Below are 26,256 nucleotides of genomic sequence, written 5' to 3' on the forward strand. Positions count from 1 at the left end.
ATACCGCCGGAATGCCTGTCGCTGGGACGGTCGTCGTGCGGAACATGAAAAAGAGGCGAAGAATCGCCCTGTCGCAACAAGAGGAGAATTGAAACATGCGCATTTCCTTGAAAGCATCCATTGCTCTGCTCGCACTCGCCATCGCAACGCCCTCGCTTGCCGCGGAAAAGGTTCTTGGGCTTGCGGCAATCGACCTGCAGAACTCCTTCTTCGTCCGCATGAAGGAAGCGGGCGACGTGGCTGCCGCCGACTATGGGGTGAAATCCACCTGGCAGAGCGCCGAGGGCAGCCTGGAAAAACAAGTCAGCATCATCGAGAATTTCATCAATCAGGGCGTCAGCGCGATCCTGATCGATCCGATCGACAAGAATGCGGTCATTCCGGTCATCCAGAAAGCTACCGCCGCCGGCATTCCGGTGATCACCATGGGCAACAAGGTCGAGGCCGGCTCGAACTATTCGACGCTCTATCCGGACTACGACAACATGTCGATGGTTGCCCGCGCGCTCGGCAAGTCGCTTGGCGGCAAGGGCGAAGTCGCCCTGCTTGTCGGTTCGCGTGGCAACTTCGTGTCCGACACGCGCGAAAAAGGCTTTGTCGAAACCCTGAAAAAGGAGTTTCCGGACATCAAGGTCGTCGGCATCGAGCCGACCGGCTGGGACGCAGCCAAGGCAACGAATGCCGCCCAGACATGGCTCACCACCTATCCGGACCTGAAGGCCATCGGCTGCATCTCCGACAGCCTTTGCCTGGCAGCCGATTCCGTTGCCAGCTCAATGGGAACCCAGTTGCTCTACGGCGGCTACGACGGCGACGCCGAGATGAAGCCGCTGATCGACGACGGCAAGATGGTGATGGACGTGCTGACCGGCGCCTATCGTGTCGGCTACTGGAACATCGCCGTTGCCGCTCGCCTGGCCAACGGCGAAAAGCTGCCGCAGGATCTCTACATGCCGACCTATTTCGTGACCTCGGATGCGACGGCGGCGAAGCTCAAGGCGGATGGCCTCACCTTCGAATACATCAACACCGATAAGGAGGCGGTGGAAGCCAAGAACTACACCGAACAACTCGGTCCCAAGGTTCCGGCGACCGCCATGACCCTGGCAAAGTAACAGCCTAAAGCGGCTCAAGCGCCGGATGACATATCATCCGGCGTCCCCTTTTCCTGACGATCGCCGTCGCCGCTTCCGTGGTGACCGCGCATGATGCTCGACAAGAGGACCGACCCATGTTCCAGTCCTGGACCTCTCCGTTACTGCGGCGCAACGAACCGGTTCTCATCGCGGTGCTGCTGGTCGCCATCGCCGTCTTCGGCTGGATCGACCCGCGTTTTCTGTCGACCGGCAATCTTGTCAGCATCGCGCAGCAGAGTGCGGTCATCGCCCTCATCTCTTTTGCAATGACGGCCGTGATCATCGCGCGCGGCATCGATATTTCGGTCGGCAGCAACCTCGCCTGTTCCGGCATCGCCGCGGGTCTTGCCTACACGGCAACCGGCTCGGCGAGCCTGAGCCTTCTCGCCGCGATCGGTGGCGGTGCCGCAATCGGTCTGCTCAATGGAGCGCTGATCGGCTTTGCCGGCATCTCTCCCTTCATCGCAACCCTCGCCACCATGGCGTTTGCACGCGGCCTGGCGCTCAGTCTCTCCGGCGCATCCAGCATCGCGGTCGCCGATCCGGTCCTGCTTTTCGCGGGACGCGAGACGATCGGCCTCCTGCCGGTCTCCGTCATCATCGCCACCATCTGCCTGGGCCTCTGGTGGTTCGTGCTCAATCGCACGGTGTACGGGCGCTGGATCTATGCGATCGGCGGCAATGCGGGAGCAGCGCGGGCCTCTCTGGTTCCCGTCGACCTCGTGCGCATTTCCGTCTACCTGATTGCCGGTGCGACAGCTGGGCTTGGCGCGATCCTCACCATCGGCCGCCTCGGTTCGGCACAGCCGCTTGCCGGCACCGGCCTTGAATTTACGGCCATCACAGCCGCGATCATCGGCGGCACGAAACTGTCCGGCGGCCAGGGCTCGATCTGGGGAACGGCGATCGGGGCGCTGCTGCTGGGCGTCATCAACACCGGCCTGTCCTTCCTGCAGGTGCCGCAGATCCTGATCTATTTCGTCACCGCGAGCCTCATTCTGGTGGCCGTTCTCACCAGCCAGCCGGAGAGTGTCGCCGCCTTGTTCAAGACCGGTGGCCGCAAGTCCACCCCGTCGCCCCGCAACGCCGCCGCAACACCGGCCGGCAAACACAGCATAGCGCTGCGCGGGCTTGGCAAGTCTTTTCCGGGCGTCAAGGCACTCGACGGTGTCAGCTTTGCCGTCTCGGCCGGCGAGGTGGTGGGACTTGCCGGCGAGAACGGGGCCGGGAAATCGACGCTGGTGAAGTGCATTTCCGGTCTGCATCGCCCGGACGAGGGCGAGATCGTCATCGACGGCAACGCCGTCCAGTTCCACTCCCCCAGCGACGCCAAGGGCATCAGCGTCATCCATCAGCATTTCAGCCTTTCGCCGGACCTGACGGTGGCGGAGAATCTCTTCATCGGCCGCGAACCGCACACCCGCCTGGGATTTCTCGACCGGGCCCGGATGCGGCGCGATGCGAAAACCATCATGAACGAGCTGTCGCTTGATATCGACATTGGCGCGGAGCTGCGAACGCTTTCCGTCGGGCAACGGCAGATGGTGGAAATTGCCCGTGCCGTTCTGTCCGATGCCTGGTTCTTCATCATGGACGAGCCGACCAGCGCGCTCTCCAACCGCGAGCGCGACCAACTCTACGACCTGATCGACAGACTGAGAGCTCGCGGCGCCGGCATTCTCTACATCTCCCACAAGATGGAAGAGATCTTCAGCCAGTGCGACCGCGTCGTCGTTCTGCGTGACGGACGCTTCATCGGCGAGCGCCAGACCCGCCAGACCAACGAGGCCGAGATCGTCTCCATGATGGTCGGGCGCGATGTCGGCGACATCTTCCCCTATCTCGAAGCGCAAGTTGGCGAAACCGCGATCGAGATCAGCAACATCTCCGATGGCAAGCTCTTGAAGTCGGCGACACTCAGCGTGTGCAGGGGCGAAATCGTCGCGCTCGCCGGCCTGATGGGCAGCGGCCGCTCCGAAGTGCTCAGGCTGATTGCCGGCTTCGAGACCATGCACGGCGGCACGCTCAGAATTTTCGGCGGGCAGCAGACCGGCGGCGACACCAAGGCCGCCAACCGCGCCGGCATCGTCTACATACCGGAAGATCGGCATCTGGAAGGCTTCGTCGGCACGATGTCGATCAGGGATAACCTGTCCCTCGCCTGGATTCGCGACAACAGCCACTTCGGCCTGCTGAGACCTCGCCGCATCTTGGCTCTCGCCCGCGATCTCATCGGCTCACTCGGCGTGCGGCCGGCCCAGCCCGACAAGATGACCATCGAGCTTTCGGGCGGCAATCAGCAGAAGGTCGTCATCGGCAAATGGCTTGCCACCAAGCCGAAGATCATCCTGCTCGACGAGCCGACACGCGGCGTCGACGTCGGCGCAAAGTCCGAACTCCATCACCTGATCGCAAGATTGAAGGCCGAGGGCGCGGCGATCCTCATGGTGTCGAGCGAGTTGCCCGAAGTCCTCGGCGTGGCCGACCGCATCGTCGTCATGCGCGAAGGCCACTCTGTCGGCACGCTGGCGCGTGGGGCGACGGAAGAAGACGTGATGACGCTGGCCTTCGGTGATCGCACGATCACACCGCCAGCCTGCGCACCCCGGCCAGCATCCAACCTTGCACCATGCCTGTAAGGAGAAACCCTTTGAGCAAGCTGAAGATCGCCATCGTCGGTGCCGGCTACATGGGCCTCCTGCATGCGCAGGTGGTTGCCGCCAGCCCTGTCGCGGAACTGTCGGCATTCGTTGATCCGAATGCTGCCACGGGAAGCAAGGCCGCGTCCGATTTCGGCGTCCGGCATTTCACCGATGCCGCCGCCGCGCTGACCGCCAATGCCGCCGACGCCTTCATAGTGGCGGCACCCGACACGCTGCATGAAGACGTCTGCCGCACGCTGCTCGATGCCGGCAAGCCGGTGCTGCTCGAAAAACCGATGGCTCATGATCTTTCCGCCGCCAAGGCGATCGCGAAAGCAGCTGAAAGAAGCGGCGCACGCCTGTTGGTCGGCCACATCCTGCGGTTCGACCCGCGCTATTGCGAGGCCGCGGCAGCGGTGAAATCCGGGCGGATCGGTGAGCCGATCCACGGCAGCAGCGGCCGTTTCACCAATCGCGAAGTCGGTCTTCGCATGAACGGAAACTCGAGCGTCTGCTTCTACCTCGGCGTGCACGACGTGGATGCGCTGCAATGGATCTCGGGTTCGGACATCACCGCCGTCTACTCCCGGCCCGTCGCCAAGCTCATGCCTTCGCTCGGGGTTCGCTCCGAAGATGCGATCTTCTCCACCGTCGAGCTGTCGAACGGAATGAGCGGACAGCTCTACTTCGGCTGGACACTGCCACCGACCGTTCCGACCGGCATCTGGGCACGCACTGAAATCATCGGCACCGAAGGCATGATCGACCTCGACGTGCGCGACCACGGGCTACGCATCCTGTCGCGTGGACAGTGGTCGCAACCCGACGCCCTGCACTGGCCGACCGTCAATGGTCGTATCACCGGGGATCTCTTCGAGGAAGTCCACCATTTCATAACGGCGGTTCGCGACGACACCCCCTTCGTGATGCCGCTCGGCGACGCCCTGCGCGCCGTCGCCGTCAATGACGCAATCCTGCGCAGCGTCAAATCAGGCTTGCGCGAACCGGTCGAAGATTGGCACATCCGATGAGAGAACCCTCATGACCCGCCAACAGAACATCTGGTGCAGGCGCTTTCTCGATCTCTCGCCGTTGATCCTGCTGGTCATCCTGCTGGCGATCTTCGCGCTCATCGACGCCCGCATCGTTTCAACCGCCAGCCTCATCAACATCGTCGCACAGGCGACCCCGATCGCCATACTGGCGCTTGGCGCCCTGATCGTTCTGCTGACGGCAGGCATCGACCTGTCCGCCGGCGTCGGCGTCGCCTTCTGTGCCGTCTTCATCGCCAGCCTGATCGACGGCGGCGCCGGTCTGCCGCTTGCCCTGCTTGTCGGCTTTGCCGTGATGGTGGTGATCGGCCTCGCGAACGGCGCCGTTATCGCACTGTTGAAGATACCGCCCTTCGTGACGACACTGGCCACAATGGTCGCGCTGCAGGGCGCAACGCTTGCCGTTGCCTCCAAAGGCGTCCTGATGCTGAAGGATCCGGCGCTTCGCGCGGTCGGCATCGAGCGCAGCTTCGGCATTCCCAATGTCATCTTCGCAACGCTCCTGATCGTTGCCGTAGCAGCAATCCTGATGCGGCACAGCCGTTTCGGGCTGCGTACCTATGCGCTCGGGTCGGATGCCGGAGCCGCGGAACTTGCCGGCATCCCGGTGACGAAACACACGATCCTCGTCTATTGCGCCTCCAGTATCTTCGTCTTCCTGACGGCTGTGATCATGATCAGCCGGGTGCCGGTCGTGACGCCCAATATCGGCGGTACCTCGCTGCTTCTGGACGCGATCGCCGCTGCCGTGCTTGGCGGCACCAGTATTTTCGGCGGACGGGGAACGGTGTGGGGCGCGGTCGTCGGAGCCTTGATCGTCAGCCTGCTGACGACGGCGCTTCGGGTGTTCGGCACGGACCCGTCCAGCCTCGAACTCTACAAGGGGGCAATCATCATGGTCGCTCTCCTGGCCGATTCCGGCATGACCTACGCCAAGGCCCGGCTTGTCGAGGCAGCACGATGAGCGAGCCAGTTCCGGCCTTGCCGATCCCGCCCAGGTCCAGCTTTGCGTTGATGACCTCGCCGGATACGGAAAGACACGCGGCAGCCGGCGTGCACAAACCCGTCGTCATTCTGCCGCTCGGCGCCGTCGAGCAACATGGCCCGCATCTGCCGCTCGGCGTCGATTGCTGGCTTGCGGAAGCGGTTGCTCTCGCCGCGGCGGAAGGACAGGCCTCCATCCGTGTTGCCGAACCTTTCGCCTATGGCTCGTCCGAGCATCATCGCTCCTTCTCCGGCACGATGAGCCTCAGTCCGCAGACCTTCATCGCCGTTCTCGTCGATCTCTGCAGCTGCCTTGCCGATGACGGCTTCCTGCCGGTCATGCTGAACGGCCACGGCGGAAACCGCGCCGCCATCCAGGTGGCGATCACCACCCTTGGCCAGCGCGGCATCGTCACGGCGGGGTTCTCGTATTTCGATCTCATCGCCGACGTGGCGGCGCAGGCCCTGCCCGATGCCGCCACGGGCACCGGTCACGCTTGCGCGCTTGAAACCTCGTTGATGATGCATGTGCTTGGCGACAGCGTTCGCCGCGATCTCATCCCGCCAGGCGGCACCCCGCCATCCTGGCCGGATCCTCACCTTTACGCCGCGCCGGCCGTCACCGTCTGGCGCCGTTTCGAAGCCATCCGCGACAACGGCGTCATCGGTACGCCGTCGGAGGCGAGCGCGGAGGCGGGCAGCAGACTTTTCAACGCAGCCGTGGAGCGCAGCCGCGCCGCCATTTTGAACATCCAATCCGAATTCGGCCAAAGGAACGCATGATGACAGTCCATTTCAAATCTTCTCTCGAAGGCCCCAACCTGCGTGGCATGGCAATCGTCTCGGAGCCGGAGGCCGCCGCCCGCATCGGCATCAATCGCATCGGCGGCGAGTGGATTGCCGGCAGCTCCGGCAAATTCTTGAAAATCGACAGTCCTTCGACGGGCGAGCATCTCGGCTATCTCTCCCTTTCCACCCGCGCCGATGTCGGCCGCGCGGTGAAAGCCGCCGAAGGCGCACGCGAGGCCATGCGCAAGATGGGAACCTTCGCGCGCGCTCAGCTGTGCATGCGCATTGCCGACGCGATCGACAGGCGCGCCGAGGAGCTGGCGCACCTGCTCTGCCTGGAACAGGGCAAGCCCTTCCACAGCGAGGCAAAGGCCGAAGCGTCGGCAGCAGCTCTCGGTTTCCGCAATGCGGCAGAGCAGATGAAGTGGCTGGAGACGGCGGCGTTTCCGCTTGCCGATGCCAACAAGCGAGCCTTCAGCTTCCTGCAACCGAAGGGCGTCTTCGCTATCATCACGCCCTGGAATTTCCCGCTTGCCCTGCCCTGCCTCTATTATCTCGGACCGGCCGTCGCAACGGGCAACACCGTCGTCTGGGTGCCCGCGCCGACGACGTCGCTGATCGCCACGGCACTCGTCGAATGCTTCATCGAGGCGGGACTGCCGGACGGCGTCATCAATCTCGTTCTGGGTGACGGCGCGGAGGTGGGCGACGAGGCGGTCGTTCATCCGGGCACCCATGCCATCGGCTTCACCGGCAGTTCCGCCACCGGCGCGACGATCGCCCGGCGTGGCGCGGGCAAGCCGCTTCTGCTCGAAATGGGCGGCAACGGTCCGACCATCGTCCTGGCCGATGCCGATATCGACATGGCTGCCGCCCAGGTGGGAGCCGGCTGCTTTGCCAATGCCGGGCAGATCTGTACGGCCACCGAACGCGTGCTGGTGCACAAATCCGTCCACGACCGTTTCATCGAAGGTCTCGTGAAAGCGGCTTCGAAGGTGAAAATGGGCGACCCTTTCGATCCGGCGACCACGATGGGTCCGATCAACAATGCGGTGGCCGTCGACAAGGTGCTCTGCCACATCGCGGACGCCCGCTCACGTGGCGCCGAGATCGTCACCGGCGGCAATGTGGCGTCGGGTTTTGCCACCAATCTCTATTTCGAGCCGTCGATCGTCACAGGACTGACCCGGGAAAGCCTGCTCAATGTCGAGGAATCCTTCGGGCCGATCGCACCCGTGCTGACCTTCGAGACCGACGAGGAGGCGATGGAACTTGCGGCGTCCAGCCCCTACGGCCTGTCGGCCGCGGTCTTCACAAGCACCATCAAGAGTGCCTTTGCCTTTGCTGAAAACCTGAAGGTCGGCATCGTCAACATCAACGAGATGAGCTGTTATTGGGAGCCGCACATCCCTGCCGGCGGCGCCGCCGGGACGCAGAGCGGCCTCGGTCGCACCGGGGGTCGACACACGCTGATGGAAATGTGCGACCTGAAGACGATTACCGTGGATGTCACTCGCTGACATTCAAAGCCCGCGCCCAGAGCCGGATGATTTCAGGTCGATACGACCTGAAATCATCCGGCTCTAACTCAAAGACATAGAGCATGATGCCGTCCGAAAACCGCTTCGCACTCTTCGGCATCATGCTCTTGTGCGCAGACCTACCCTCGCGACCGTATGCCGTCCAGCAGCGAGCTGTCAGATGGACCGGCGCAGCCTGTCGGCCATTTTCTCGCCAATCATGATCGAGGTGAGGTTGGTGTTTGCCTGGCAATCGAGCGGCATGATCGACGCATCGATAACCCGCAGCCCTTCAAAACCGTAGACCCGGCATTCCGGATCGACCACGGCCTCGCCGGGCCGCCCCATGCAACAGCCTCCGATCCCATGCTGCGCATCGGAAGACTGCGCCAGCAGGAAATTGTCGACCTCCTCGTCGCTTGCCGTTTCGAGCCATGACAAAGGCAGATCGGAATCCCCCAGCAGGACGCGCTCGGCGATCGCCTGGATCGGCGCCTGCCGGGCAATCTCGCCGAGGTGGCGATAAGCGATACGCATGCGCTGAAGATCCATTGGATCGTCCAGCATGTTCTCTTCAACGATCGGCTGGTCGAAGGGATTGGCGGAACGCAGTTGCACGGTGCCGCGGCTTTTGGCCTCCATCAGGATCAGATTGACCATGGCCTCGCCGAACTGGGCGCTGTCGGATTCCACCCCGATACCGCCATGGTTCATGGCGACGTAGAGGATGTCGTCGCGCTCGGCACCCGGCACGCCGGAACTCATCCGCACACAGCAGTTGGTATGCCGCGTGTCGACATCGGTCGCCTTGAATTCGGGCTTCAGCTTCAGTTCGATCCGGCAATAAGGATGGTCGAAGAAACCTTCGCCGACCGGCAAGTCGGCAAGCACCTCGATGTCCTTTCGATTCAAGAGAGCCGCCGGACCGATGCCCGAGCGCTGCAGGATCACCGGAGAGTGGATGGCGCCGGCCGAGACGATAACCAGCGGCGCCTCGAATTTGCGAACCTGACCGGCCACGATGGCCAAAACGCCGATCGCTTTCTTGCCATCGAAAAGCACCTTGTCCACCGTCGCCTGCCCGATGATGGTGAGGTTGGGCCGGTCGCGGGCAGCTTCCAGATAGCCGTCATTGACCGACACGCGCCTGCCGGCTCGACTGTTGATGGGATAGGTGCAAGCCCCTTCGGCATCCGGAGCATTGAGATCGTCATGCCAGGGATGGCCGAGAGCCATCGCGCTTTGGCGCATGGCCTTGTCGACGCTTCCCCAGCTTTCGACAGGCGCTCGGTAGATCGGAATCGGCCCATCGCTGCCGTGAAAATTGGCCGCGATCGGGTCGTCTTCCAGGCGGCAGAAGAAGGGCAGCACGTCGGCTCCCGACCAGCCCTTGCATCCGATTTCCTCCCAGCGGTCGAAGGCATGGAGCACGCCGCGAATGGCAATCTGCCCATTGACGGCCGTCGAACCGCCAAGCCCTTTGCCGCGCCAGTAGACCCGATGCTCCTGCCGCTTGGTGCGGCGAGCCATCAGGTCGGGATACATGTATTGTTGCTGAAAATGATCGGGAAGCAGCAGGTTGAAGGGATTTGGACTCGCCATCTCGGCAGGTTGCTCGCCGCTCCGGTAGTCCGGCCCTGCTTCCAGCAAAAGCACGTTCGTGGCCGCATCTTCGGTGAGCCGGGCGGCAAGAACAGCCCCGGCTGCGCCGGCTCCCACAACGATGACATCAAAGGGCATGCCGCACTCCCTGGATCCGACCAATGCACGGCTTACTCGACCGCGACATCATGTTGATTTCATTGTGCACGATCATCTGCCGGCATTCAGGCTCGGCGACGGGCGCCGGAACCGACCACCTTAGCTGCCGTTGCACAACCGCAAGATCATCATGATTTGTTTTATATGTAAATATGATTTTGTATATGAACCCATCGGAAGTGTTTCTTTTCACCATCTGCTCCATATGGCGCGACGAATCCCGGTGCTCTTCGCCCCCTGCCGGCGGCTCTCGCACCGTCATCGCCATCGCCTTTTGATATCGATCGGCTCTCGACAAAAGCGGTGTTTGACGTGCTGCCCTTTCACGTCGCTCCCAGGGAACAACTGCTTCCATGGAAAGTTAGTCCATGGCTACACCGCCGGTGAGCTTTCATGATAATCCAAGGGAGACAAATCATGGCGACTGCAAAAAGAGCGACGACAAAGGGACTGGAGGCTTTGTTCCTCGATGGGCTGAAGGATATCTACTACGCCGAAAAGAAGATACTCAAAGCCTTGCCGAAGATGGCAAAGGGCGCCGAATCCGAGGAGGTGGCCGCAGCCTTTGAGAAACATCGCATGGAAACCGAAGGCCAGGTCGATCGGCTGGAGCAAGTGTTCGAACTTATGGATAAACCGGCCCGCGGCAAGACCTGTCCCGCGATCGACGGCATTCTTGAGGAAGGGTCGGAAATTCTCGACGAATACAAGGGCGACCCAGCGCTGGATGCAGGGCTGGTCGGCGCGGCACAGGCCGTCGAACATTATGAAATCGCGCGCTATGGCACGTTGGTGGCGTGGGCTGAACAGCTTGGCAAGAGCGACGTGGTCAAGCTCCTCAACGAGACATTGAAAGAGGAGGTCGCGACGGACGAAGCGCTTTCCGGGTTGGGCGAAGGCGGTGTCAATGAGCGCGCCCTGGAGCAAGCTGCCTGACTGGACGTCCTGACCGACTTTCGCGACTTGTCGCGGCGTCGTCGCTACCCCCTTCAGATGCGATCAGACCCACCCCGAAACTTCGGGGTGGGTCTGCTGAAATCACCCGCGATCAGCGGTTTTTGTGGCTTTGTTCGCCAGCTTTCACGTGCTGTTCGTGGGTTCCACCACGCATGCCGGATCCATCGCCCTGCTGCCGTTGGCCACCACCAGCTGCCTGCTGTTGCTGACGGTTTTTATTGTCGGCGTTCTTGTGGCTCTGCTGGCCTGCCTTCACGTGCTGTTCGTGGCTACCACCTTGATTGGGCATTCTTCTTCTCCTTCACAATCCACGAGGCGACAACCGCCTCCCTTGCCTAAGAAGAGTCGGACGCGAACGTTCCCTCACGTAATATTTTGTGAAGGCTGGTCAGACAAAGCCTGGCGTTTGGAGGCGGCCGAGATGGATGTCAATTCGGCCGAAACGCGCCGGATGGGCGAAGCTTTGTTCGAGCGGATGAACAATCGCTCCCGAGCCACCATGGGATTGCCGTCGCGGGTTGCGGCAACCCCGCTCGTGGCCACGTATCCTCGAGGTTTGTCAGCCATGTCCCCGGGCTGGACACAGACTGAATGGTGGGCCCGGAGGGACTCGAACCCCCAACCAAGCGGTTATGAGCCGCCGGCTCTAACCATTGAGCTACAGGCCCCACGCGGGCTGGATTAATGTTTTTCGCATCGCGGCACAAGGCTTTCCCGATGGGCTTCCCCAGATCGCCCAAATCAACCCATAATCGCGCTCTACGCGACGTCTGCGACTTGATCGCAGACCAAGGAGATTTTCATGACCAGACATCTTTTGCCTCTCGCGCTCGCCGCTGCAATCGCTTTTCCGGCGATGGCTGGAGCCACCGATCTGCCGACGCCGCCCCGCATCGTCGTGTCGGGCGAAGGCGAAGCAACCGTAGCCCCCGATCTGGCGGTCCTGACGCTGAGCGTCATGCGCGAGGCCAAGACCGCGCGCGCCGCGCTCGACGCCAACAATGATGCCATGGCCGCCGTGATCGCGGCGATGAAGTCGGCCGGCATCCAGGACCGCGACCTGCAGACCGCGGGCATCCAGATCAACCCGCGCTACAACTACACCAACAAGCCGGATGGCAGCCAGGAAGCCGAACTCGTCGCCTATCAGGTGACCAATACGCTGTCGGTGCGGGTGCGCGATGTCGACAAGACCGGCGAGATCCTCGACAAGGCGGTGTCGCTTGGCGTCAATCAGGGCGGCGGCATTGCCTTCACCAATGACAACCCGGCGGCAACGGTCACCGAGGCGCGCAAGAAGGCGGTCGCCAACGCCATGGCCAAAGCCAAGACGCTGGCCGGGGCAGCGGGCGTCAGCCTAGGCCGGGTGCTCGAGATCACCGACCAGAACATCGCGCCGACGCCAATGCCGATCAACGCCAAGGCCTTCGACGCGGCGGGTGCCGCGGCTCCCGTGCAGGCTGGCGAGAATTCCTACAATGTGCAAGTCACCGTCACCTTCGAATTGAAGTGAGCGGCTCTGACGATCCGTGGCTGAGCCTGGCCCCGGCAATCATCAGCCAATAGCGCGCATGAAAAACCCCGCGGGATTGCTCCCGCGGGGTTTTTTCGAGCCACACCCTTCAAACGGAAAGGGGCTCCGCTAGTCCCAGCTGATCTTGCTAAGATCATGCTGCCCACCCGTGTCTCCAGGCTGATCCTCACAGAGGATCGGCCCTCCAGGATTCGGCCAAACCCGAGCTTAGCGATAGATAACCGGGCAGCCGCGCTCATTGGCGAACACGACGACGACGCGGTCGCCATCCTGGCGGCCCGCCACTTTCACCGTACGACGGCTGACGTCGACAATGCGGACACGGTGGAGGCCCATGCGTTCGGCCTTGTCGAGGGCGCGGTCCGGCGAGCAGCCACGGCGCCAGTCGCCACGGCGCTCGTCACGGCGATGGCGATAACCGTCGTCACCGGTATAGACGCCGAAACGCGGATCGTTGTTGTTGCCGAAGCCGAGGTAGAGGCTGTCGGCGTGAGCGGGAACGGCCGCCAGCGTGCCGAGACCGACCAGGGCCGAAAGGGCTGCCGTCTTGATCGTGTTGAACATCGTCTTCTCTCCTTTTTGCGGGCCTTCGCCCGTCCTCGTGAACCGATGGGGGGAGAATGCGCTTGCCTGTCTGAACTCTTTACGAACCTGCCGTTCATCTCCGGTTCATATGGCGGGAAGAAGGAAAATTCCGGCTATTCGCCACCGTCCCCAGCCCTTGGTGAAGCCCAGAACGCCTGACTCGGCGCCCGGTTCCGACGCCTCGGATTGGCCGAATGCCTTCGAACGCGGGGCTCTCGCTCACCGCCGCTGGTCCTACGGCTCCTCGTCCAGCACGTAGTCAAAATAGTCTTCCGGCTCGGCAAGATCGGTTTCGCTCGCCTCGACCCGGCCGCGCATCGAGATGCCGGCTTCATGCACGGTCTCGGCGCTGCCGGACACCAGCCGGTGCCACCAGTAGAGGTCGCGGCCCTCGGCCACCAGCCGATAGGCACAGGTACTGGGCAGCCAGCTGATGGTTCGCACATTCTGCGGCGTCAGCCCGACGCAGTCGGGAACGCGCGCCAGCCGGTTGACGTAGTCCGAACAGCGGCAGGTGTCGGCGTCGAACAGCCGACAGCCGACGCTGGTCCAGTAGATCTCGCCGGTATCCTCGTCCTCGAGCTTTGACAGGCAGCATTTACCGCAGCCGTCGCACAGCGATTCCCATTCGGCCGGGCTCATCGACTCCAGCGCCTTGGTTTTCCAGAATGGCGTTTCCATCTCCGGGATGTGGCCCCGGCCGCAGGCAAGGTCAAGCGCGGCAATGGTCGCAATTGCGGCTATCGTCAGGTGAATGACATGAAGTTGCCTTCAAAAGGTCGGTCAATTGCCCCGTACGGCCTCTATCCGTGCCAGACTGGAACCAATCGGCACAAGATCGGTTTCGGCAAGGATGGGACCCCACAAGGAGAATTTCGATGAAACGCCAACCACGGATTCTGGCAGGCACCGCACTTGGCCTGTTGATGGCATCCGCGCCGTTGGGCGCGTTCCCGCTTCAGGGAAGTGTCGCGTCCGGCCTTGCCCAGCGCACGGCAGCCCCATTCATTTTGGCGCAAGCAGCGTGCGCGGAGGGCGAACCGGCCGAAGCCTGTGCGCAGAAGCAGCAGGCGGAGCCCGAACAGAAGCGGGAGCGCAAGAAGGCCGAGCCTGAACAGCAGGCCGCGCCTGCCCAGAACGAGCAGCCCGCCGAGGAGCAGCAGCCACGCCGGAAGAAGCGCGACCAGCAGCAGCAAACCGAGCAGGCGCCGGCCGAACAGGCAGCACCCGCCGAGGAACAGCAGCCGCGTAGGAAGAAGCGCGACCAGCAGCAGCAAACCGAGCAGGCGCCGGCCGAACAGGCGGCACCCGCCGAGGAACAGCAGCCGCGCAAGAAGACGCGCGACCAGCAGCAGCAGGCCGAGCAGGCGCCGGCCGAACAGGCAGCACCCGCCGAGGAACAGCAGCCGCGCAGAAAGAAGCGTGATCAGCAGCAGCAGACCGAGCAGGCGCCGGCCGGCCAGGCAGCACCCGCAGAGGAACAGCAGCCGCGCAGAAAGAAGCGTGATCAGCAGCAGCAGACCGAGCAGGCGCCGGCCGGCCAGGCGGAACCGGCCAACGACAATCAGCCCGGCGAGCAAGCCAAGCCGCGCAAGAAGAACAAGCAGGATCAGCAGGCCCAACCTGAAGTCGCCCCGGCACCGAAGGAGGCTCCCGCTGGAGAGGCGACGGCCCCTGCCGGCGAACAGCCCGCGGCCCAGGGCGAGCAGCCCCAGGACACGACGAAGAAGCGTGTCAGGAAACCTGCCGGCGAGCAGCCGGCGACAGCCGAACAACCAGCCACGGGCGAACAACCAGCCAATGGTCAGACGGCGGCACCGGTACAGGGCGAAAAACCGGTGCAGGGCGAAGCTCCGGCCGATCCAAACGCCGCTCCCATCCTGGACAGCCAGAAGGACGCCGAGCGCAAGGGCGGCGGCCGGAAACATGGCGACAAGAACACCCAGCAGAATGGCGAGCAGCAGAATGGTGGGCAGAATGCCGAGCAGAGCGGCGATCAGGGGCAAAAGCCGGTGGCCGCTCCCGTCGACCAGGGTCCGCCTCCGACCGACGACAAGGCCGCACAGCAGGAGATCAAGCCCGAGAAGATCGCTCCGGTGACGGAGGAAAAGGGTACGCGCGTAGAGCGTGCACCCGATGAGAACGTCCGCGACCGCCGGCGTCCGAAAGGCGTTGACGTCGTCAGGGAACTCGGCGACCGCGTCATCCTGCAGTTCAACAATCAGACATTCGTCGAGAGCAATGACGCCCCGCGCATGACCCGCGGTGCCAGGAACGTCTATTATGAGGATCTGTCGGGCGACCGCACCCGGGAAATCGTCGAGCGTGACAACGGTGTTCAGATCGTCACCATCCGCAATCGCTATGGCGACGTCATCCAGCGTTCGCGCATTGCGCCGGATGGACGCGAATATGTGCTGAGCTATGTCGACGAGCGGCATTATCAGGACGACAGCGACTGGCGCGATCCCGGCGATGATCTGCCGCCGATGCGGCTGACCATCCCGCGCGAGGAGTACATTCTGGACTCCGAGGATGTCCAGGATCCGGACGACTACTACACCTTCCTCGAACAGCCGCCGGTGGAGAAGGTCCAGCGCCTCTACTCGATCGACGAGGTCAAACGTTCGGCCCGCGTGCGCGACATCGCACGTCGCGTCGATCTCGACACGCTCAACTTCGAATTCGGCTCGGCCTCGATCTCCGACACCGAGGTGCAGAAGCTCGAGGGCGTCGCGACGGCCATGGAGAAGCTGTTGAAGAAGAACCCGGCCGAGACCTTCCTGATCGAGGGTCACACCGACGCCGTCGGCACACCGGAGGCTAACCTCGCTCTGTCCGATCGCCGCGCGGAAGCGGTGGCGGAGGCCTTGACCAACGCCTTCGGCATCCCGCCGGAGAACCTGACGACGCAGGGCTATGGCGAGGAGTATCTGAAGGTCAATACGACGGCGCCGAACCGCGAGAACCGGCGCGTCGGCATTCGCCGCATCACCTCGCTGGTGGCACCGGTCGCCAGCAACAATTAGGCCATGATTTCAAAACCATGACCTGGTTTGCGGAATCGGCACGAGAAGCATCCATCCCCGGCCATGCCGGGGATGGATCGACATGCCGGGTTCAACAAGAATTGTACCGGTATGCAACCGGGCTCATTGAATAGAAGGCGCACCTACCCCAGATTCAAGGCTGGGCGTTCCCTGCCCCGTCCCGACTCCAGCGGGACGCATTGAGCCCCGCCGGACCCTTTCCGGCGGGGCTTTTTGCTTTGCAAACTTTGTCTTGCAAACCGGGGCGACCTAGCCGAAATACGGCTTGCTCCCCGTAGAGAACAGACCGGAACCACCTCATGAAGCGTCTCGAACTCGCCATCGAATCGATCATTCTCGCTTCACGGTGGCTGTTGGTCGTCTTCTATCTCGGGCTGGGCGTGGCGTTGGCGATCTATGCGCTGTCCTTCGGCAAGAAGCTTTATGAATTCATCACCCTGGCGTTCACGCTCGGCGACACCGACACGATCCTGAAAATGCTCGGCCTGATCGATGCCGCACTGGTCGCCTCGCTGGTGGTGATGGTCATCATCTCGGGCTACGAGAATTTCGTCAGCCGCTTCGACGACCAGGACGGCGGCGTGCACTGGCTGGGCACGATCGATGTCGGCTCGCTGAAGGTCAAGGTCGCCTCGACCATCGTCGCCATCTCGTCCATTCACCTCTTGCAGGTGTTCTTGAACTCGTCGTCCTACACGACCGATCAACTGATGTGGCTGACCATCATCCACCTCGCCTTCGTCGTCTCGGCCCTGATGCTCGCCTATATCGACCGGCTGATGGGCCTGAGCAAAGGCAAGAAGGACGAGGAGGGCTGACGCCCGCCAGGCGTTGAATCATTCCGGCAGGATCGAAGCTCTATCGCCTTGCATGGGCAGGATTTCCCGGCGCTCGATGATTGCCGATTGGCTGCCTCGAGCCCCTAATAAATTCCCTTTATCTTCGTGTCCGTCCGCGCAAACACGTCGTCCGGCACGAAGAAATCGCCGGCCAGTGGCCCGGTCGCTCCCGGCGCGTAGACCGAAAAGTCGCTGACGCCCTCGGCGCGCAGCACCTCCTCGTCAATGTAGAAATTGCCTGATGTCTCGCGCGCCGGCCGCATGAAGATGGCATGCGCGGCATCGGCCATGATGTCGGGCAAACGGCTCATCGCCGCCACCGTCGCGCCGCCAAGCAGATTGCGCACCGCCGCCGTGTCGATGGTCGAGATCGGCCATAGCGAATTGACCGCGATGCCGTCCTTGGCGAATTCGGCGCTCATGCCAAGCGTGCACATCGACATGCCGAACTTGGCCATGGTGTAGGCGACATGGTTCTTGAACCATTTGGCCTTCATGTCGAGCGGCGGCGCCAGATTCAGGATGTGAGCATTTTGTGCCAACTTCAGGTGCGGAATACACATTTTGGACACCAGGAAGGTGCCGCGCGTGTTGATCTGATGCATCAGGTCGTAGCGCTTCATGTCGGTCTCCAGCGTTCCGGTGAGTTGGATGGCGCTGGCATTGTTGATGCAGATGTCGATGCCGCCGAACTTTTCCACGGTCCTGGCGACCGCATCGGCAACCTGTGCCTCTTCACGGATGTCGCACAGTACCGGCAGCGCCTTGCCGCCGGCCTGCTCGATCTCTTCGGCCGCCGTGTAGATCGTGCCCGGCAACTTCGGATGCGGGTCGGCGGTCTTGGCGGCGATCGTCACATTGGCGCCGTCGCGCGCCGCGCGCAACGCGATCGCCAGCCCGATGCCGCGCGACCCGCCGGAGATGAACAGCGTCTTTCCCTTGAGCGACATTTTTCCTCCGCGTGCGTTGTCTTGTTGCGCGATCCTTGCCTGTGGCGCCATCGGTTACAAGAGCTTGCGGCGGGAAGCCGTGGTGACGCAGCGGAGGCTGGCGCACGCGAACGGCTGGTGCCGCGCGAAGAAACCTCTGATCTGTTTCAGCGGTTAATGGCGATTGCCGACAGCGCCGGAAAAGTCCCCAGACGTGAGAATGCGATGACCGATGACGAAATCCTCGGTTACGATGAGTTCGGAATCCCGACGAAATGATCATCGATTCCTCGGCCCTGGTCGCCATTCTGCGTCTCGAACCAGGCTACGAACGTTTCGTGCTGGCGATCGCGCAGGCCAAGAGACGGCTACTGGCCGCGCCAACCTTCCTTGAAACGACAATGGTGCTCGCAAGCGGCCGGCAAGATGAAATCCTGGATCGCCTCGATAGCTTCCTACGCAGCTCCTCGATTGATCGCCTTTACCGCCGACCACGCCGCCGTCGTCCGCCAGGCGTTCCTGTGCTACGGTAAGGGTCGGCACCCGGCGGCGCTGGACTTCGGTGACTGCATCGCCTACGCGACAGCGCGGCTCGAAGCCATGCCGTTGCTGTTCAAGGGTGATGATTTCCGCCTCACCGACATTGAAGCGGCGGTGTGATCGATATCAGACCAGCACCAACCCCTGCCGCATCGCAATGGCGATCGCATCGGTGCGGTTGGCCGCACCGAGCTTGATCAGGATTGCGGCGACGTGGAACTTCGCCGTGTGCACCGAAATATTGAGCCGGCGCGCGATCACCTTGTTGGGCGCACCCTCGGCCAGCAGCGCCAGCACTTCCCCCTCGCGCGGCGACAGCGAAGGCCGGACGACATGCTCGTCGGAGGCTTCATCCTCGAACGGCTCGCCGTCGCCGGTATTGAAACGCTCATGGCGCCCGCTTCTGCCATCGCCCGATATGCGATAGCCGGCCGCGGCCAGCCGCGCCGCCGCGGCGATCAACAGATCGTCCGCGCCCGCGGGCAGGACGGCCAGCACCTCACCGGCGGGCCGCTCGACGTTGGCGCGTCCCGACAACAGCACCCGTGGAATGGAGGCCGGCACAGCATCACCGCTGCTGTCGTCAACGATGGCTACATCGGCTCTGCCGACCACGACCGGCGACAGATCATCGCTCGCCGCAAGCGAGGCCGCCAGGCGCTCGGCACGCGATGCATCGCCAAGCGCAATCAGCACCACCAGCCGCCGCGAGACGGCACCGTCAGTCATGATCCGGTCGCTGGTGAGCGTGTCCATCACTCCTCTCAGGAAAGCGGCTTTTCGCCGATCGTCAGCGCGACATCGCGCTGTTCGCCGCCGCGCACCACGCCGAGCGTCACCGAAGCGCCGGCGCTGTCGGGTCCGAGTCTACGGATCAGGTCGCGCGGGCCATGCACGGCCTCGCCGTTCCACGCCACGATGATGTCGCCGAGCGAGAGACCGGCGGCCTTGGCAGGACCCTCGTCATCGAGGCTCATCACCATCGCGCCATGCGCGTCGCGGTCCCGTACCGGATGCAGGCCGGCGCCGAGATAGCCGCGCGCGACATGACCTTTCTCACGCAGGGTCGCTACCGCCCGCTCGATCGTCTCGTAAGGCATCACCAGCGCCCTGTGGCGCGGTCCGAACAACATCATGCCGATCAGCGCGCCCTTGGCGTCGAGCACCGGGCCGCCTTCGAAGCGGCCGCCGGCGCCGACGGCAAGATTGATGCGCCGGTCGATGCCGCCGCCGCGCAGCGAGCGCCAGGCCGGACCGACTTCGCCGACCGAACCCGACACGGCCAGAGCGGAGCCCTGGCTGTTGCCGATGGCAATGGCGAGATTGCCGGGCCGTACCGCATCGGCCTTAGCCAACGGCGCGGCGCTGACGGCCCCCGCCGGCTTCAGCAGGGCAACGCCGGTCGACGGATCGCGGCCGACCAGTTCGGCCTTCACCGTCTCGCCGGAGGCCAGCACCAGTTCGATCTCCTCGCCGGCCTCGACAGCCTCTTCGGCGGTGACAAAATAACCGTCGCGCCAGTGGAAGGCACTCGCAGTGCGGTGATGATGCGTGGCAAAACTCGCCGTTGCCGGCGCCGCCTTCGCCGCGAGATCGGCGATCGCCTCGGAAAACGCACTCAGATTGAAGTCGCTCATGTTGGTCTCCTGGGTTTGTTCGTGCCCCAGATATCGCTCGACAGCGCGTTCAGAGGTACTCGCCTGACGGCTAGTTGCTGGTTTGACTGGCCATCTGGTCAGGTCGCGACGGTTCGGCCCGCTCCGCACATATAGTCATCCTTTCGCCTGAAAACACGGAGCCTGATCATGGCCCTCGCCGCCACCAAATTCCAATCTGATGACACGTTGCTCGACGCCTATTCGATGACGGTGGCAGACGCCGTCGACCGCATCGGCCCGGCCGTCTGCCGCATCGAGCGCGTTGGCGGCCAGGGTGGCCATGGTTCCGGCTTCGTCATCGCGCCGGACGGGCTGGTCGTCACCAACTTCCATGTCGTGGGTGATGCCAGGACAGTGCGCGTCTCAATGCCTGACGGCGCTTCCAGCGAAGGCCGCGTGCTGGGCCGCGACCCCGACACCGACATCGCGCTGGTGCGCGCCGACGGCAGCTTTGCCGATGTCGCGCCGCTGGGCGATTCCAAGCGGCTCAGGCGTGGCCAGATCGCCATTGCCATCGGCAACCCTCTGGGCTTCGAATGGACCGTCACCTCCGGGGTCGTCTCGGCGCTCGGCCGCTCTATGCGCGCCTCCACCGGCCGGCTGATCGACGACGTCATCCAGACCGACGCGGCGCTCAACCCCGGCAATTCCGGCGGGCCGCTGGTGTCGTCGGCGGGCGAGGTCATCGGCGTCAACACCGCCGTGATCCACGGCGCGCAAGGCATCGCCTTCGCGGTCGCTTCCAACACCGCCAATTTCGTCATTTCGGAGATCATCCGCTTCGGCCGCGTGCGCCGTGCCTTCATCGGCGTCTCGGCCGACACCGCCAATCTGCCGCGCCGCGCCGCCCTGTTGTCGCAAGTCTCCACTAGCACCGCCGTGCGCCTGCGCAGCGTCGAAAAGGACGGCCCGGCAGCCAAGGCCGGGCTTAAGGAGGGCGACATCATCGCCGCGATCGACGGCCGCCCGGTCACCGGCGTCGACGACCTCGTGCGCATGCTCGACGCCGAACGCATCGGCCGCGAGACGCTGTGCACAGTCGTGCGCCGCACCGGCGTCAGCCAGGTGACGGTGACGCCGGTGCCAAGGGTAAGTTGAGGCCGTTCGTCTTCTGATCTAGGCAACGGCCCCTTCAACGAATTGAGCCTGAAACTCCGGGCTTAGCGGGATCGGCTTGATCACGTCGATCAGCACGCCATTGGGGTCCTTGGTGATGAAATGGCGCTGGCCGAAAGGTTCGTCGCGTAGAGAGCGCAGGATCGGCAGGCCGGCGGCGACGACGCGCTCATAAACAGCGTCCGGGTCGCGAACCTCGAAATTGATCAGCAGGCCCGAAGTGCGGCCCCGCCCCTCTTGCGGGATCGTTTCGTGGTCACCCTGGACGATGCCGAGATTGACTCTTCTGTCCTCCACCGATTGCAGATGCACGTACCAGTCGCTTTCGAACAGCGGCCGGAAGCGGAAATGCCTCACATAAAAAGCCGTCGTGCCGGCGACGTCACCGGTCATCAGCACCGGGTAATAGCTCGTCGTCTTCATCTTTCCTTCTCCCGTCAATTAACATACAATCTGCATGTAAATTTGATTAACATACAGGCTGCATGTATGCAACACGATTCCGCGCGTCGTTCTAATCGTGACCGCACCGAGGCGACGCGCGCCGACCTGATCGCCGCCGCGCGAAAGCTGTTCACCGAAAAATCCTATGCCGAGACCGGCACGCCGGAGATCGTTGCCGCCGCCGGCGTGACGCGCGGAGCGCTCTATCATCACTTCGCCGACAAGCAGGCGCTGTTTGCCGCCGTGGTCGAGCAGGAGGCGGCAGCGGTCGCCGAGGAGATCGAGCGCGCCTCGCCGCCTACGCTTGATGCCCGCGACGCGCTGATTGCCGGCTCCGACGCCTATCTCGCCGCCATGCGCGCGGCAGGCCGCACGCGGCTGTTGCTGCTCGACGGCCCGGCCGTGCTTGGCCGCGCCGCCATGGACGCGATCGACAATCGCCACGGCAACCGCTCGCTGCGCGAAGGGCTGGTCGCGGCGATGCGGGCGCAAACGATGACGAGATTGCCGGCCGACGCGCTGACCGCACTGCTCGGCTCCGCCTTCGACCGCGCCGCTCTGGCCATCGAGGCCGGCGCGTCGGCCGAGGACTACCGCGCCGTGCTCATGGCACTGATCGATGGACTGTCTCGTGCTCCTCATCAGGCACCTCGCCCGGTTCGAACTCGTTGAAGCAGCCGAGCTGGCGCTTGAACTGGTCGATCAGCCAGGCCGCCGCCGGCTTCGGGCTGCGATCGTTGCGGTGCATGGCAAACAGCGGCGATCTCACCTCCCTGAAGGATTCGAGGTCGATTTCCACCAGCCGGCCACTCGCCAGGTCGTCTGATATCAGCCAACGCGGCAGCCCGCCCCAGCCCAGCCCCTCGCGCATCAGCGTATGCTTGGTGCGCACATCCGTCAGCCGCCAGGTGCGGTAGGCGAAGACGCCGAAGTCGCGCCCCTTGGTGCGCTCCGACTGGTCGGTGACGACAAGCTGCGTGTGTTCGCGCGCATCCTCGATTGCCACCGGCTTCGGCAGCAAGGCCAGCGGGTGGCTGGGCGCGGCGGCCAGCACGATCGACATGAAGCCGATGCGCACAAGATGCACGTCGACATCGCCCAACAGGCCGCCTATGCCAAGATCGGCTTGCCCGCTGACGACATGATCGGGGATCAGGCCGAGTGTGCCGATATGCAGCCGCAGCATCACGGTCGGAAACTGCGCTTCGAATGCCTTCAGCACCCGCACCAGCACCGGCGACGGCAACGCTGCGTCGACCGACAGCGCGACTTCAGCCTCGAGGCCTTGATGATGGCCGTCGACGCGCGAGCGGATGCGCTGCAGCACGCCGACCATGCGGCGTGCATCCTCCAGCATCGCCCGGCCGATCTCCGTCAGTTGCGGCTCGCGCGTGCCCTCGCGCTCGAACAGTTTCAGCCCGAGCTGCGCCTCGAGATTGGCGATACCATAGCTGATGACGGACTGCGCCCGGTTGAGCTTGCGACCGGCGGCCGAGAAACTGCCGGTCTCGGCGACCGTCACCAGGATCTGAAGCTGGTCGAGTGTCGGATTGGGTTGCATCACCATATCTATTTAATGGATGGATCGTATATAAAATATACCAGTTTATCGAATGGATCGATAGCCCCATATCTGGCGGGACAAATCATTCAACCGCTGGAGAGCCCAAAATGTCCATTCTTCTTGTCACTTCGAGCCCGCGTGGCGCGGCCTCGCATTCGACCCGCATCGCTACCGAATTCGCTGAAAAGCTCGTCGCCGCCGACCCGTCGAACACGCTTGTCGTCCGCGACCTTGTCGCCAACCCGCTGCCGCATATCGACGCCGACTATGCCAGCGGCATCTACGTGCCGGCAGAAGCTCGCACTGCACGCCAGGCCGAAGCCGTCGGCGTCTCCGATGTGGTGCTCGACGAGCTGTTCGCCGCCGACACGGTGATCCTGGCCACAGGCTTCATCAACTTCAATATCTCCTCGACGCTGAAGTCCTGGGTCGACCACATCTCCCGTTCCGGCAAGAGCTTTGCCTATGGCGAGAACGGCCCCAAGGGTCTCGTCACCGGCAAGAAGGTCTATATCGTGCTGGCTTCGGGTGGCATCTATTCCGAAGGTGCGGCCGTGCAATTCGATCACGCCATTCCCTACCTGCGTGGCGTGCTCGGCTTCCTCGGCATGACCGATGTCGATGTCATCCGCATCGAAGGCGTTGGCATGGGTCCTGACGCGGTGACCGCAGCGCTCGCCAAGGCGACCGCCAAGGTCGATGCCGTGGTGGCCGCCAGCCAAGGCGTCGCGGCGGCGGCGTAAGGGAAAGACTTAAGTTGAAGGGCAGACCCCGCTTGTTTTGCCGACAGTAAACAGCGCAAAGCGACCAGAGTCCTTTGGGTGTGACTTGACGATCCACTTTGGTTCACTCACAATCACAATGAACCAAAGTGGATCGAAACCATGACAGCTTTCACCGTGCGGCTTCCCGACGACACGACAAACAGGCTCGACCAACTTGCCGAAAAGCTCGATCGCTCGCGCTCTTATGTGGCCGCCAAGGCCATCGAAGACTTTGTAGCTCGTCAAGAATGGCAGCTCGCTGAGATAGAGGCCGGGTTGGCCGAGGCCGAGCGCGGTGAATTCGCCAGCGAACAAGAGTTGGCCGCCGTGATCGGGAAGTACGTCAAGCCCGCCGGCTGATCCATGAGCCGCAAGACAATCCGTTGGACCAAGCGGGCTTTGCGTCGGCTTGGCGAAATCGGCGCGCATATCGAGAAAGACAGTCCCGAAGCTGCCGCTCGTGTCATCGGGCGCATCTTGTCCGCAGCGGAGTTGCTCACCGAACAGCCGGCTATGGGGCGCGTTGGACGCATCAAGGCGACGCGAGAACTCGTTTTGGCCGATTTCCCATATATCGTCCCCTATCGCGTAAGCGAAGATGCGGTCGAAATACTTACCGTCATACACGCCGCCCAACAGTGGCCAAAGAGCCTGTGAGCCAACTGGCCGCTGCCTTTCTAGCCGATGAAATGCCTAAGCACCCCCGCCGAAGCGACTCCGATCAGCACAGTCGGCAGCATGGAAAGCCGCATGGCGGCTACCAGAGTGACAGCCAGCGCCAGAATATCCGCCGGGGACTTCGACACGAAGGCCGGCGCGATCACCGAGATCAGGACGCAACCAGGTGCCGCCTCCATCACCGCCGTGGCGCGGGCACCGAGCGTGCGGTTGCGCAGCACGACATAGCCGCCGGTCCGGGTCAGGTAGGTAACGGAGGCCATCAGCACGATGGTAAGCAGGGTCGCCATGTCGATCATGCATCACCCGCCATCAGCCAGGCCGCGACCAGCCCCGACACGGCACCCGCAGCGACATACCAGGCACCCGGAACGAAGAGATAGACCAGTGCCGCAACGACGAGGCTGACCAGCCAGGGCCGCGCCGCCGCCATACCCGTCCACATGCCGCGCATCAGCACCAGGAAGACGGCCGGGAACGCCATGTCGAAACCGTAGGTCTCGACATGGCCCAGCATCGGACCGAGCAAGGCACCCAGCGTGGTGAAGGCCACCCAGGTGAGATACATCGCCAGCGCCGCGCCCATATAGTAACGCGGGCTGAAGGCCGGCGTGATGCCGGCGGCGGCGCGCTGTTTGGCATCGGCCAGGCCCAGCGCCCAGCTTTCATCGCACATAAAGAAAAGCGCCGGAAACACCTTGCGCTTCGGCAGGTGGCGCAGGAACGGCGCCAGTGCCGCACCCATCAGCAGGTGACGGCTGTTGACCAGGAAGGTGATGGCGACGATGAGCACGATGTGCGGCGGCGACGTCCACAATTGGATCGCGGCGAATTCCGAGCCGCCGGCGAAGTTCAGCCCTGTCATCATAGACAGTTCGACCGTACTCAGCCCTTTCTGCGTGGCCTGGGCGCCGAGCACCAGCGCGTAAGGGATGGTGCCGAACAGCACCGGCGCGCAGGACGTCACGCCACGGCGGAACTCGGATCCCGAGCCATCGCCCGCCGCCTCGACTGTCTGTGAAATGCTCATGGTTACTCATCGGCCGGCCTGGCGGCCGCCGCTTCCTGCGTCTGAAATCAACTGATGTCGGCGGCAAACATACCGATATTTGCTCGCAATTTGGTTGCAAAGATTGTTGAGTTTTACGTAATCTTGGCATTAAATGTCACAAATTTACCAATACATGGAATCCAAAATCATGAAACTTGATGAGATCGACAAGCGGATCCTGCGGGCGCTGCAGCGCGACGGCCGCATGGCCAACAACGATCTGGCCAATGAGGTGGGGCTGTCGCCATCGCCTTGCCTGCGTCGCGTGAAGCTGCTGGAGGAGGCCGGTGTCATCGACCGCTATGTCGCCGTGCTTAACCCGGCCAGCATCGGCAAGGGTCTGACCTTCTTCACCCGCATCTGGCTGAAAACGCAGGACGAGGACACGATCGAGCATTTCGCCACCGAAGTCGCCAAGCTGCCGCAGGTGATGGAGTGCTATTTGATGCTCGGCGATTGCGACGCCATGGTGCGCGTGGTGGCGGCCGGCATCGACGATTACCGCCGCTTCCAGTCGGAACATTTGAGCCGCATCAAGGGCGTGCAGAACGTCAAGACCGACGTCCCCAGCCAGACGATCAAATACACGTCGGAATTGCCGATCTGAGCTGCTGAAAACGGCGCCGGGCTAGACTGGATAAAAAATGCAACCGGATTGTAGGA

Annotated in this window: 31 protein-coding genes and 1 tRNA gene; 19 read left to right on the plus strand and 13 right to left on the minus strand. The window is 63.1% G+C overall.

Translation table 11 applies throughout. The features are described from left to right. Nucleotides 1-95: 95 nt before the first annotated feature. The 6 genes from EOA16_RS05255 (at nt 96) to EOA16_RS05280 (ending at nt 8,123) form a co-directional block, all read left to right on the plus strand. Nucleotides 96-1,115: a sugar ABC transporter substrate-binding protein gene (locus EOA16_RS05255; RefSeq protein ID WP_013530435.1), complete on the plus strand. Its 1,020-nt coding sequence runs from the start codon at nt 96-98 to the stop codon at nt 1,113-1,115. 116 nt (nt 1,116-1,231) lie between these two features. Beyond that, nucleotides 1,232-3,775, plus strand: a complete 2,544-nt coding sequence (locus EOA16_RS05260; RefSeq protein WP_127256102.1) for an ATP-binding cassette domain-containing protein — start codon at nt 1,232-1,234, stop codon at nt 3,773-3,775. Between the two features lie 11 nt (nt 3,776-3,786). Beyond that, on the plus strand, nt 3,787-4,809 hold the full coding sequence (locus tag EOA16_RS05265) for a Gfo/Idh/MocA family oxidoreductase (protein ID WP_127256104.1): 1,023 nt from the start codon (nt 3,787-3,789) through the stop codon (nt 4,807-4,809). Between the two features lie 10 nt (nt 4,810-4,819). Beyond that, on the plus strand, nt 4,820-5,794 hold the full coding sequence (locus EOA16_RS05270; protein ID WP_127256106.1) for an ABC transporter permease: 975 nt from the start codon (nt 4,820-4,822) through the stop codon (nt 5,792-5,794). After that, entirely contained in the window at nt 5,791-6,597 is an 807-nt protein-coding gene (locus EOA16_RS05275) for a creatininase family protein (RefSeq protein ID WP_127256108.1), read from the plus strand. The genes EOA16_RS05270 and EOA16_RS05275 overlap by 4 nt, the downstream gene beginning before the upstream one ends. Beyond that, complete coding sequence (locus tag EOA16_RS05280; RefSeq protein WP_127256110.1) at nt 6,597-8,123, plus strand: aldehyde dehydrogenase family protein; 1,527 nt, start codon at nt 6,597-6,599, stop codon at nt 8,121-8,123. The genes EOA16_RS05275 and EOA16_RS05280 overlap by 1 nt, the downstream gene beginning before the upstream one ends. A gap of 177 nt (nt 8,124-8,300) precedes the next feature. On the opposite strand, the gene EOA16_RS05285 is transcribed toward EOA16_RS05280, so the two are convergent. Beyond that, nucleotides 8,301-9,863 carry a GMC family oxidoreductase N-terminal domain-containing protein gene (locus tag EOA16_RS05285; RefSeq protein ID WP_127256112.1) on the minus strand — a complete coding sequence of 521 codons (1,563 nt, stop codon included), beginning with the start codon at nt 9,861-9,863 and terminating at the stop codon, nt 8,301-8,303. Continuing rightward, entirely contained in the window at nt 9,853-10,239 is a 387-nt protein-coding gene (locus EOA16_RS05290) for a hypothetical protein (RefSeq protein WP_127256114.1), read from the minus strand. Before EOA16_RS05290 ends, EOA16_RS05285 begins: the two co-directional genes overlap by 11 nt. A gap of 62 nt (nt 10,240-10,301) precedes the next feature. Here EOA16_RS05290 and EOA16_RS05295 point away from each other — a divergent pair, with 62 nt between their 5' ends. Next, the gene (locus EOA16_RS05295; protein WP_013530428.1) at nt 10,302-10,820 is read left to right on the plus strand and encodes a ferritin-like domain-containing protein; all 519 of its coding nucleotides are present in this window, start codon (nt 10,302-10,304) and stop codon (nt 10,818-10,820) included. 112 nt (nt 10,821-10,932) lie between these two features. Here the strand turns inward: EOA16_RS05295 and EOA16_RS05300 are convergent, their stop codons facing one another. Together EOA16_RS05300 and EOA16_RS05305 are read right to left on the minus strand one after the other, a co-directional pair. Next, a complete protein-coding gene (locus tag EOA16_RS05300) occupies nt 10,933-11,130 on the minus strand; it encodes a hypothetical protein (RefSeq protein WP_013530427.1) in 198 nt (65 codons plus the stop codon). Between the two features lie 303 nt (nt 11,131-11,433). Then, nucleotides 11,434-11,509 (minus strand) — tRNA-Ile (locus tag EOA16_RS05305). 134 nt (nt 11,510-11,643) lie between these two features. On the opposite strand from EOA16_RS05305, the gene EOA16_RS05310 reads away from it, so the two are divergent. Then, nucleotides 11,644-12,354 (plus strand): SIMPL domain-containing protein, encoded by a 711-nt coding sequence (locus EOA16_RS05310; RefSeq protein WP_127256115.1) that lies wholly within the window; start codon nt 11,644-11,646, stop codon nt 12,352-12,354. A gap of 228 nt (nt 12,355-12,582) precedes the next feature. Here EOA16_RS05310 and EOA16_RS05315 read toward each other — a convergent pair whose 3' ends face one another. Continuing rightward, on the minus strand, nt 12,583-12,939 hold the full coding sequence (locus tag EOA16_RS05315) for a hypothetical protein (protein ID WP_127256117.1): 357 nt from the start codon (nt 12,937-12,939) through the stop codon (nt 12,583-12,585). A 255-nt stretch (nt 12,940-13,194) separates the two neighbouring features. Then, nucleotides 13,195-13,641, minus strand: a complete 447-nt coding sequence (locus tag EOA16_RS05320) for a YcgN family cysteine cluster protein (RefSeq protein ID WP_127256119.1) — start codon at nt 13,639-13,641, stop codon at nt 13,195-13,197. 197 nt (nt 13,642-13,838) lie between these two features. On the opposite strand from EOA16_RS05320, the gene EOA16_RS05325 reads away from it, so the two are divergent. Then, nucleotides 13,839-15,989 (plus strand): OmpA family protein, encoded by a 2,151-nt coding sequence (locus EOA16_RS05325; RefSeq protein WP_127256121.1) that lies wholly within the window; start codon nt 13,839-13,841, stop codon nt 15,987-15,989. Nucleotides 15,990-16,309: 320 nt separating this feature from the next. Next, nucleotides 16,310-16,828 carry a TIGR00645 family protein gene (locus EOA16_RS05330; RefSeq protein WP_127256123.1) on the plus strand — a complete coding sequence of 173 codons (519 nt, stop codon included), beginning with the start codon at nt 16,310-16,312 and terminating at the stop codon, nt 16,826-16,828. 104 nt (nt 16,829-16,932) lie between these two features. On the opposite strand, the gene EOA16_RS05335 is transcribed toward EOA16_RS05330, so the two are convergent. Continuing rightward, entirely contained in the window at nt 16,933-17,799 is an 867-nt protein-coding gene (locus EOA16_RS05335; RefSeq protein WP_127256125.1) for an NAD(P)-dependent oxidoreductase, read from the minus strand. A gap of 21 nt (nt 17,800-17,820) precedes the next feature. Between EOA16_RS05335 and EOA16_RS05340 the strand changes: the two genes are divergently transcribed. From EOA16_RS05340 to EOA16_RS33055, 3 genes are read left to right on the plus strand one after another with little or no spacing between them, the layout of a single operon-like run. Next, nucleotides 17,821-18,057, plus strand: coding sequence for a protein transcription factor (locus EOA16_RS05340; protein ID WP_245455858.1), 237 nt, complete (start codon nt 17,821-17,823; stop codon nt 18,055-18,057). Continuing rightward, a complete protein-coding gene (locus tag EOA16_RS05345) occupies nt 18,054-18,311 on the plus strand; it encodes a type II toxin-antitoxin system VapC family toxin (RefSeq protein WP_245455859.1) in 258 nt (85 codons plus the stop codon). The genes EOA16_RS05340 and EOA16_RS05345 overlap by 4 nt, the downstream gene beginning before the upstream one ends. After that, nucleotides 18,205-18,438, plus strand: a complete 234-nt coding sequence (locus tag EOA16_RS33055) for a type II toxin-antitoxin system VapC family toxin (protein WP_245455865.1) — start codon at nt 18,205-18,207, stop codon at nt 18,436-18,438. Before EOA16_RS05345 ends, EOA16_RS33055 begins: the two co-directional genes overlap by 107 nt. A 6-nt stretch (nt 18,439-18,444) precedes the next feature. Here EOA16_RS33055 and EOA16_RS05350 read toward each other — a convergent pair whose 3' ends face one another. Further along, the gene (locus EOA16_RS05350) at nt 18,445-19,074 is read right to left on the minus strand and encodes a helix-turn-helix transcriptional regulator (RefSeq protein WP_127256127.1); all 630 of its coding nucleotides are present in this window, start codon (nt 19,072-19,074) and stop codon (nt 18,445-18,447) included. Nucleotides 19,075-19,082: 8 nt separating this feature from the next. After that, nucleotides 19,083-19,955 (minus strand): S1C family serine protease, encoded by an 873-nt coding sequence (locus EOA16_RS05355; protein ID WP_127256129.1) that lies wholly within the window; start codon nt 19,953-19,955, stop codon nt 19,083-19,085. A gap of 168 nt (nt 19,956-20,123) precedes the next feature. On the opposite strand from EOA16_RS05355, the gene EOA16_RS05360 reads away from it, so the two are divergent. Beyond that, complete coding sequence (locus EOA16_RS05360) at nt 20,124-21,074, plus strand: trypsin-like peptidase domain-containing protein (protein ID WP_127256131.1); 951 nt, start codon at nt 20,124-20,126, stop codon at nt 21,072-21,074. Between the two features lie 18 nt (nt 21,075-21,092). Here EOA16_RS05360 and EOA16_RS05365 read toward each other — a convergent pair whose 3' ends face one another. After that, nucleotides 21,093-21,515, minus strand: a complete 423-nt coding sequence (locus tag EOA16_RS05365; RefSeq protein ID WP_127256133.1) for a VOC family protein — start codon at nt 21,513-21,515, stop codon at nt 21,093-21,095. Between the two features lie 66 nt (nt 21,516-21,581). Here EOA16_RS05365 and EOA16_RS05370 point away from each other — a divergent pair, with 66 nt between their 5' ends. Then, complete coding sequence (locus EOA16_RS05370) at nt 21,582-22,208, plus strand: TetR/AcrR family transcriptional regulator (protein ID WP_127256135.1); 627 nt, start codon at nt 21,582-21,584, stop codon at nt 22,206-22,208. Here EOA16_RS05370 and EOA16_RS05375 read toward each other — a convergent pair. Next, on the minus strand, nt 22,141-23,097 hold the full coding sequence (locus tag EOA16_RS05375) for a LysR family transcriptional regulator (protein WP_127256136.1): 957 nt from the start codon (nt 23,095-23,097) through the stop codon (nt 22,141-22,143). The two genes, EOA16_RS05370 and EOA16_RS05375, sit on opposite strands and share 68 nt — an antisense overlap. A gap of 110 nt (nt 23,098-23,207) precedes the next feature. Here EOA16_RS05375 and EOA16_RS05380 point away from each other — a divergent pair, with 110 nt between their 5' ends. From EOA16_RS05380 to EOA16_RS05390, 3 genes are all read left to right on the plus strand, one after another. Beyond that, entirely contained in the window at nt 23,208-23,843 is a 636-nt protein-coding gene (locus EOA16_RS05380; RefSeq protein WP_127256138.1) for an FMN-dependent NADH-azoreductase, read from the plus strand. Between the two features lie 141 nt (nt 23,844-23,984). Next, nucleotides 23,985-24,224 (plus strand): CopG family ribbon-helix-helix protein, encoded by a 240-nt coding sequence (locus EOA16_RS05385; protein WP_127256140.1) that lies wholly within the window; start codon nt 23,985-23,987, stop codon nt 24,222-24,224. Nucleotides 24,225-24,227: 3 nt separating this feature from the next. Continuing rightward, nucleotides 24,228-24,521 carry a type II toxin-antitoxin system RelE/ParE family toxin gene (locus EOA16_RS05390; protein ID WP_127256142.1) on the plus strand — a complete coding sequence of 98 codons (294 nt, stop codon included), beginning with the start codon at nt 24,228-24,230 and terminating at the stop codon, nt 24,519-24,521. A gap of 20 nt (nt 24,522-24,541) precedes the next feature. Here EOA16_RS05390 and EOA16_RS05395 read toward each other — a convergent pair whose 3' ends face one another. Both EOA16_RS05395 and EOA16_RS05400 read right to left on the minus strand, forming a co-directional pair. Further along, nucleotides 24,542-24,841, minus strand: a complete 300-nt coding sequence (locus tag EOA16_RS05395; protein WP_127256144.1) for an AzlD family protein — start codon at nt 24,839-24,841, stop codon at nt 24,542-24,544. Continuing rightward, nucleotides 24,838-25,572, minus strand: a complete 735-nt coding sequence (locus EOA16_RS05400; protein WP_127256146.1) for an AzlC family ABC transporter permease — start codon at nt 25,570-25,572, stop codon at nt 24,838-24,840. The genes EOA16_RS05395 and EOA16_RS05400 overlap by 4 nt, the downstream gene beginning before the upstream one ends. Nucleotides 25,573-25,741: 169 nt before the next feature. On the opposite strand from EOA16_RS05400, the gene EOA16_RS05405 reads away from it, so the two are divergent. Next, nucleotides 25,742-26,200, plus strand: coding sequence for an Lrp/AsnC family transcriptional regulator (locus tag EOA16_RS05405; RefSeq protein WP_013530158.1), 459 nt, complete (start codon nt 25,742-25,744; stop codon nt 26,198-26,200). Nucleotides 26,201-26,256 lie beyond the last annotated feature (56 nt).

The organism is Mesorhizobium sp. M7A.F.Ca.US.008.03.1.1 (genome assembly GCF_003997495.1).
Classification (GTDB): Bacteria; Pseudomonadota; Alphaproteobacteria; order Rhizobiales; family Rhizobiaceae; genus Mesorhizobium.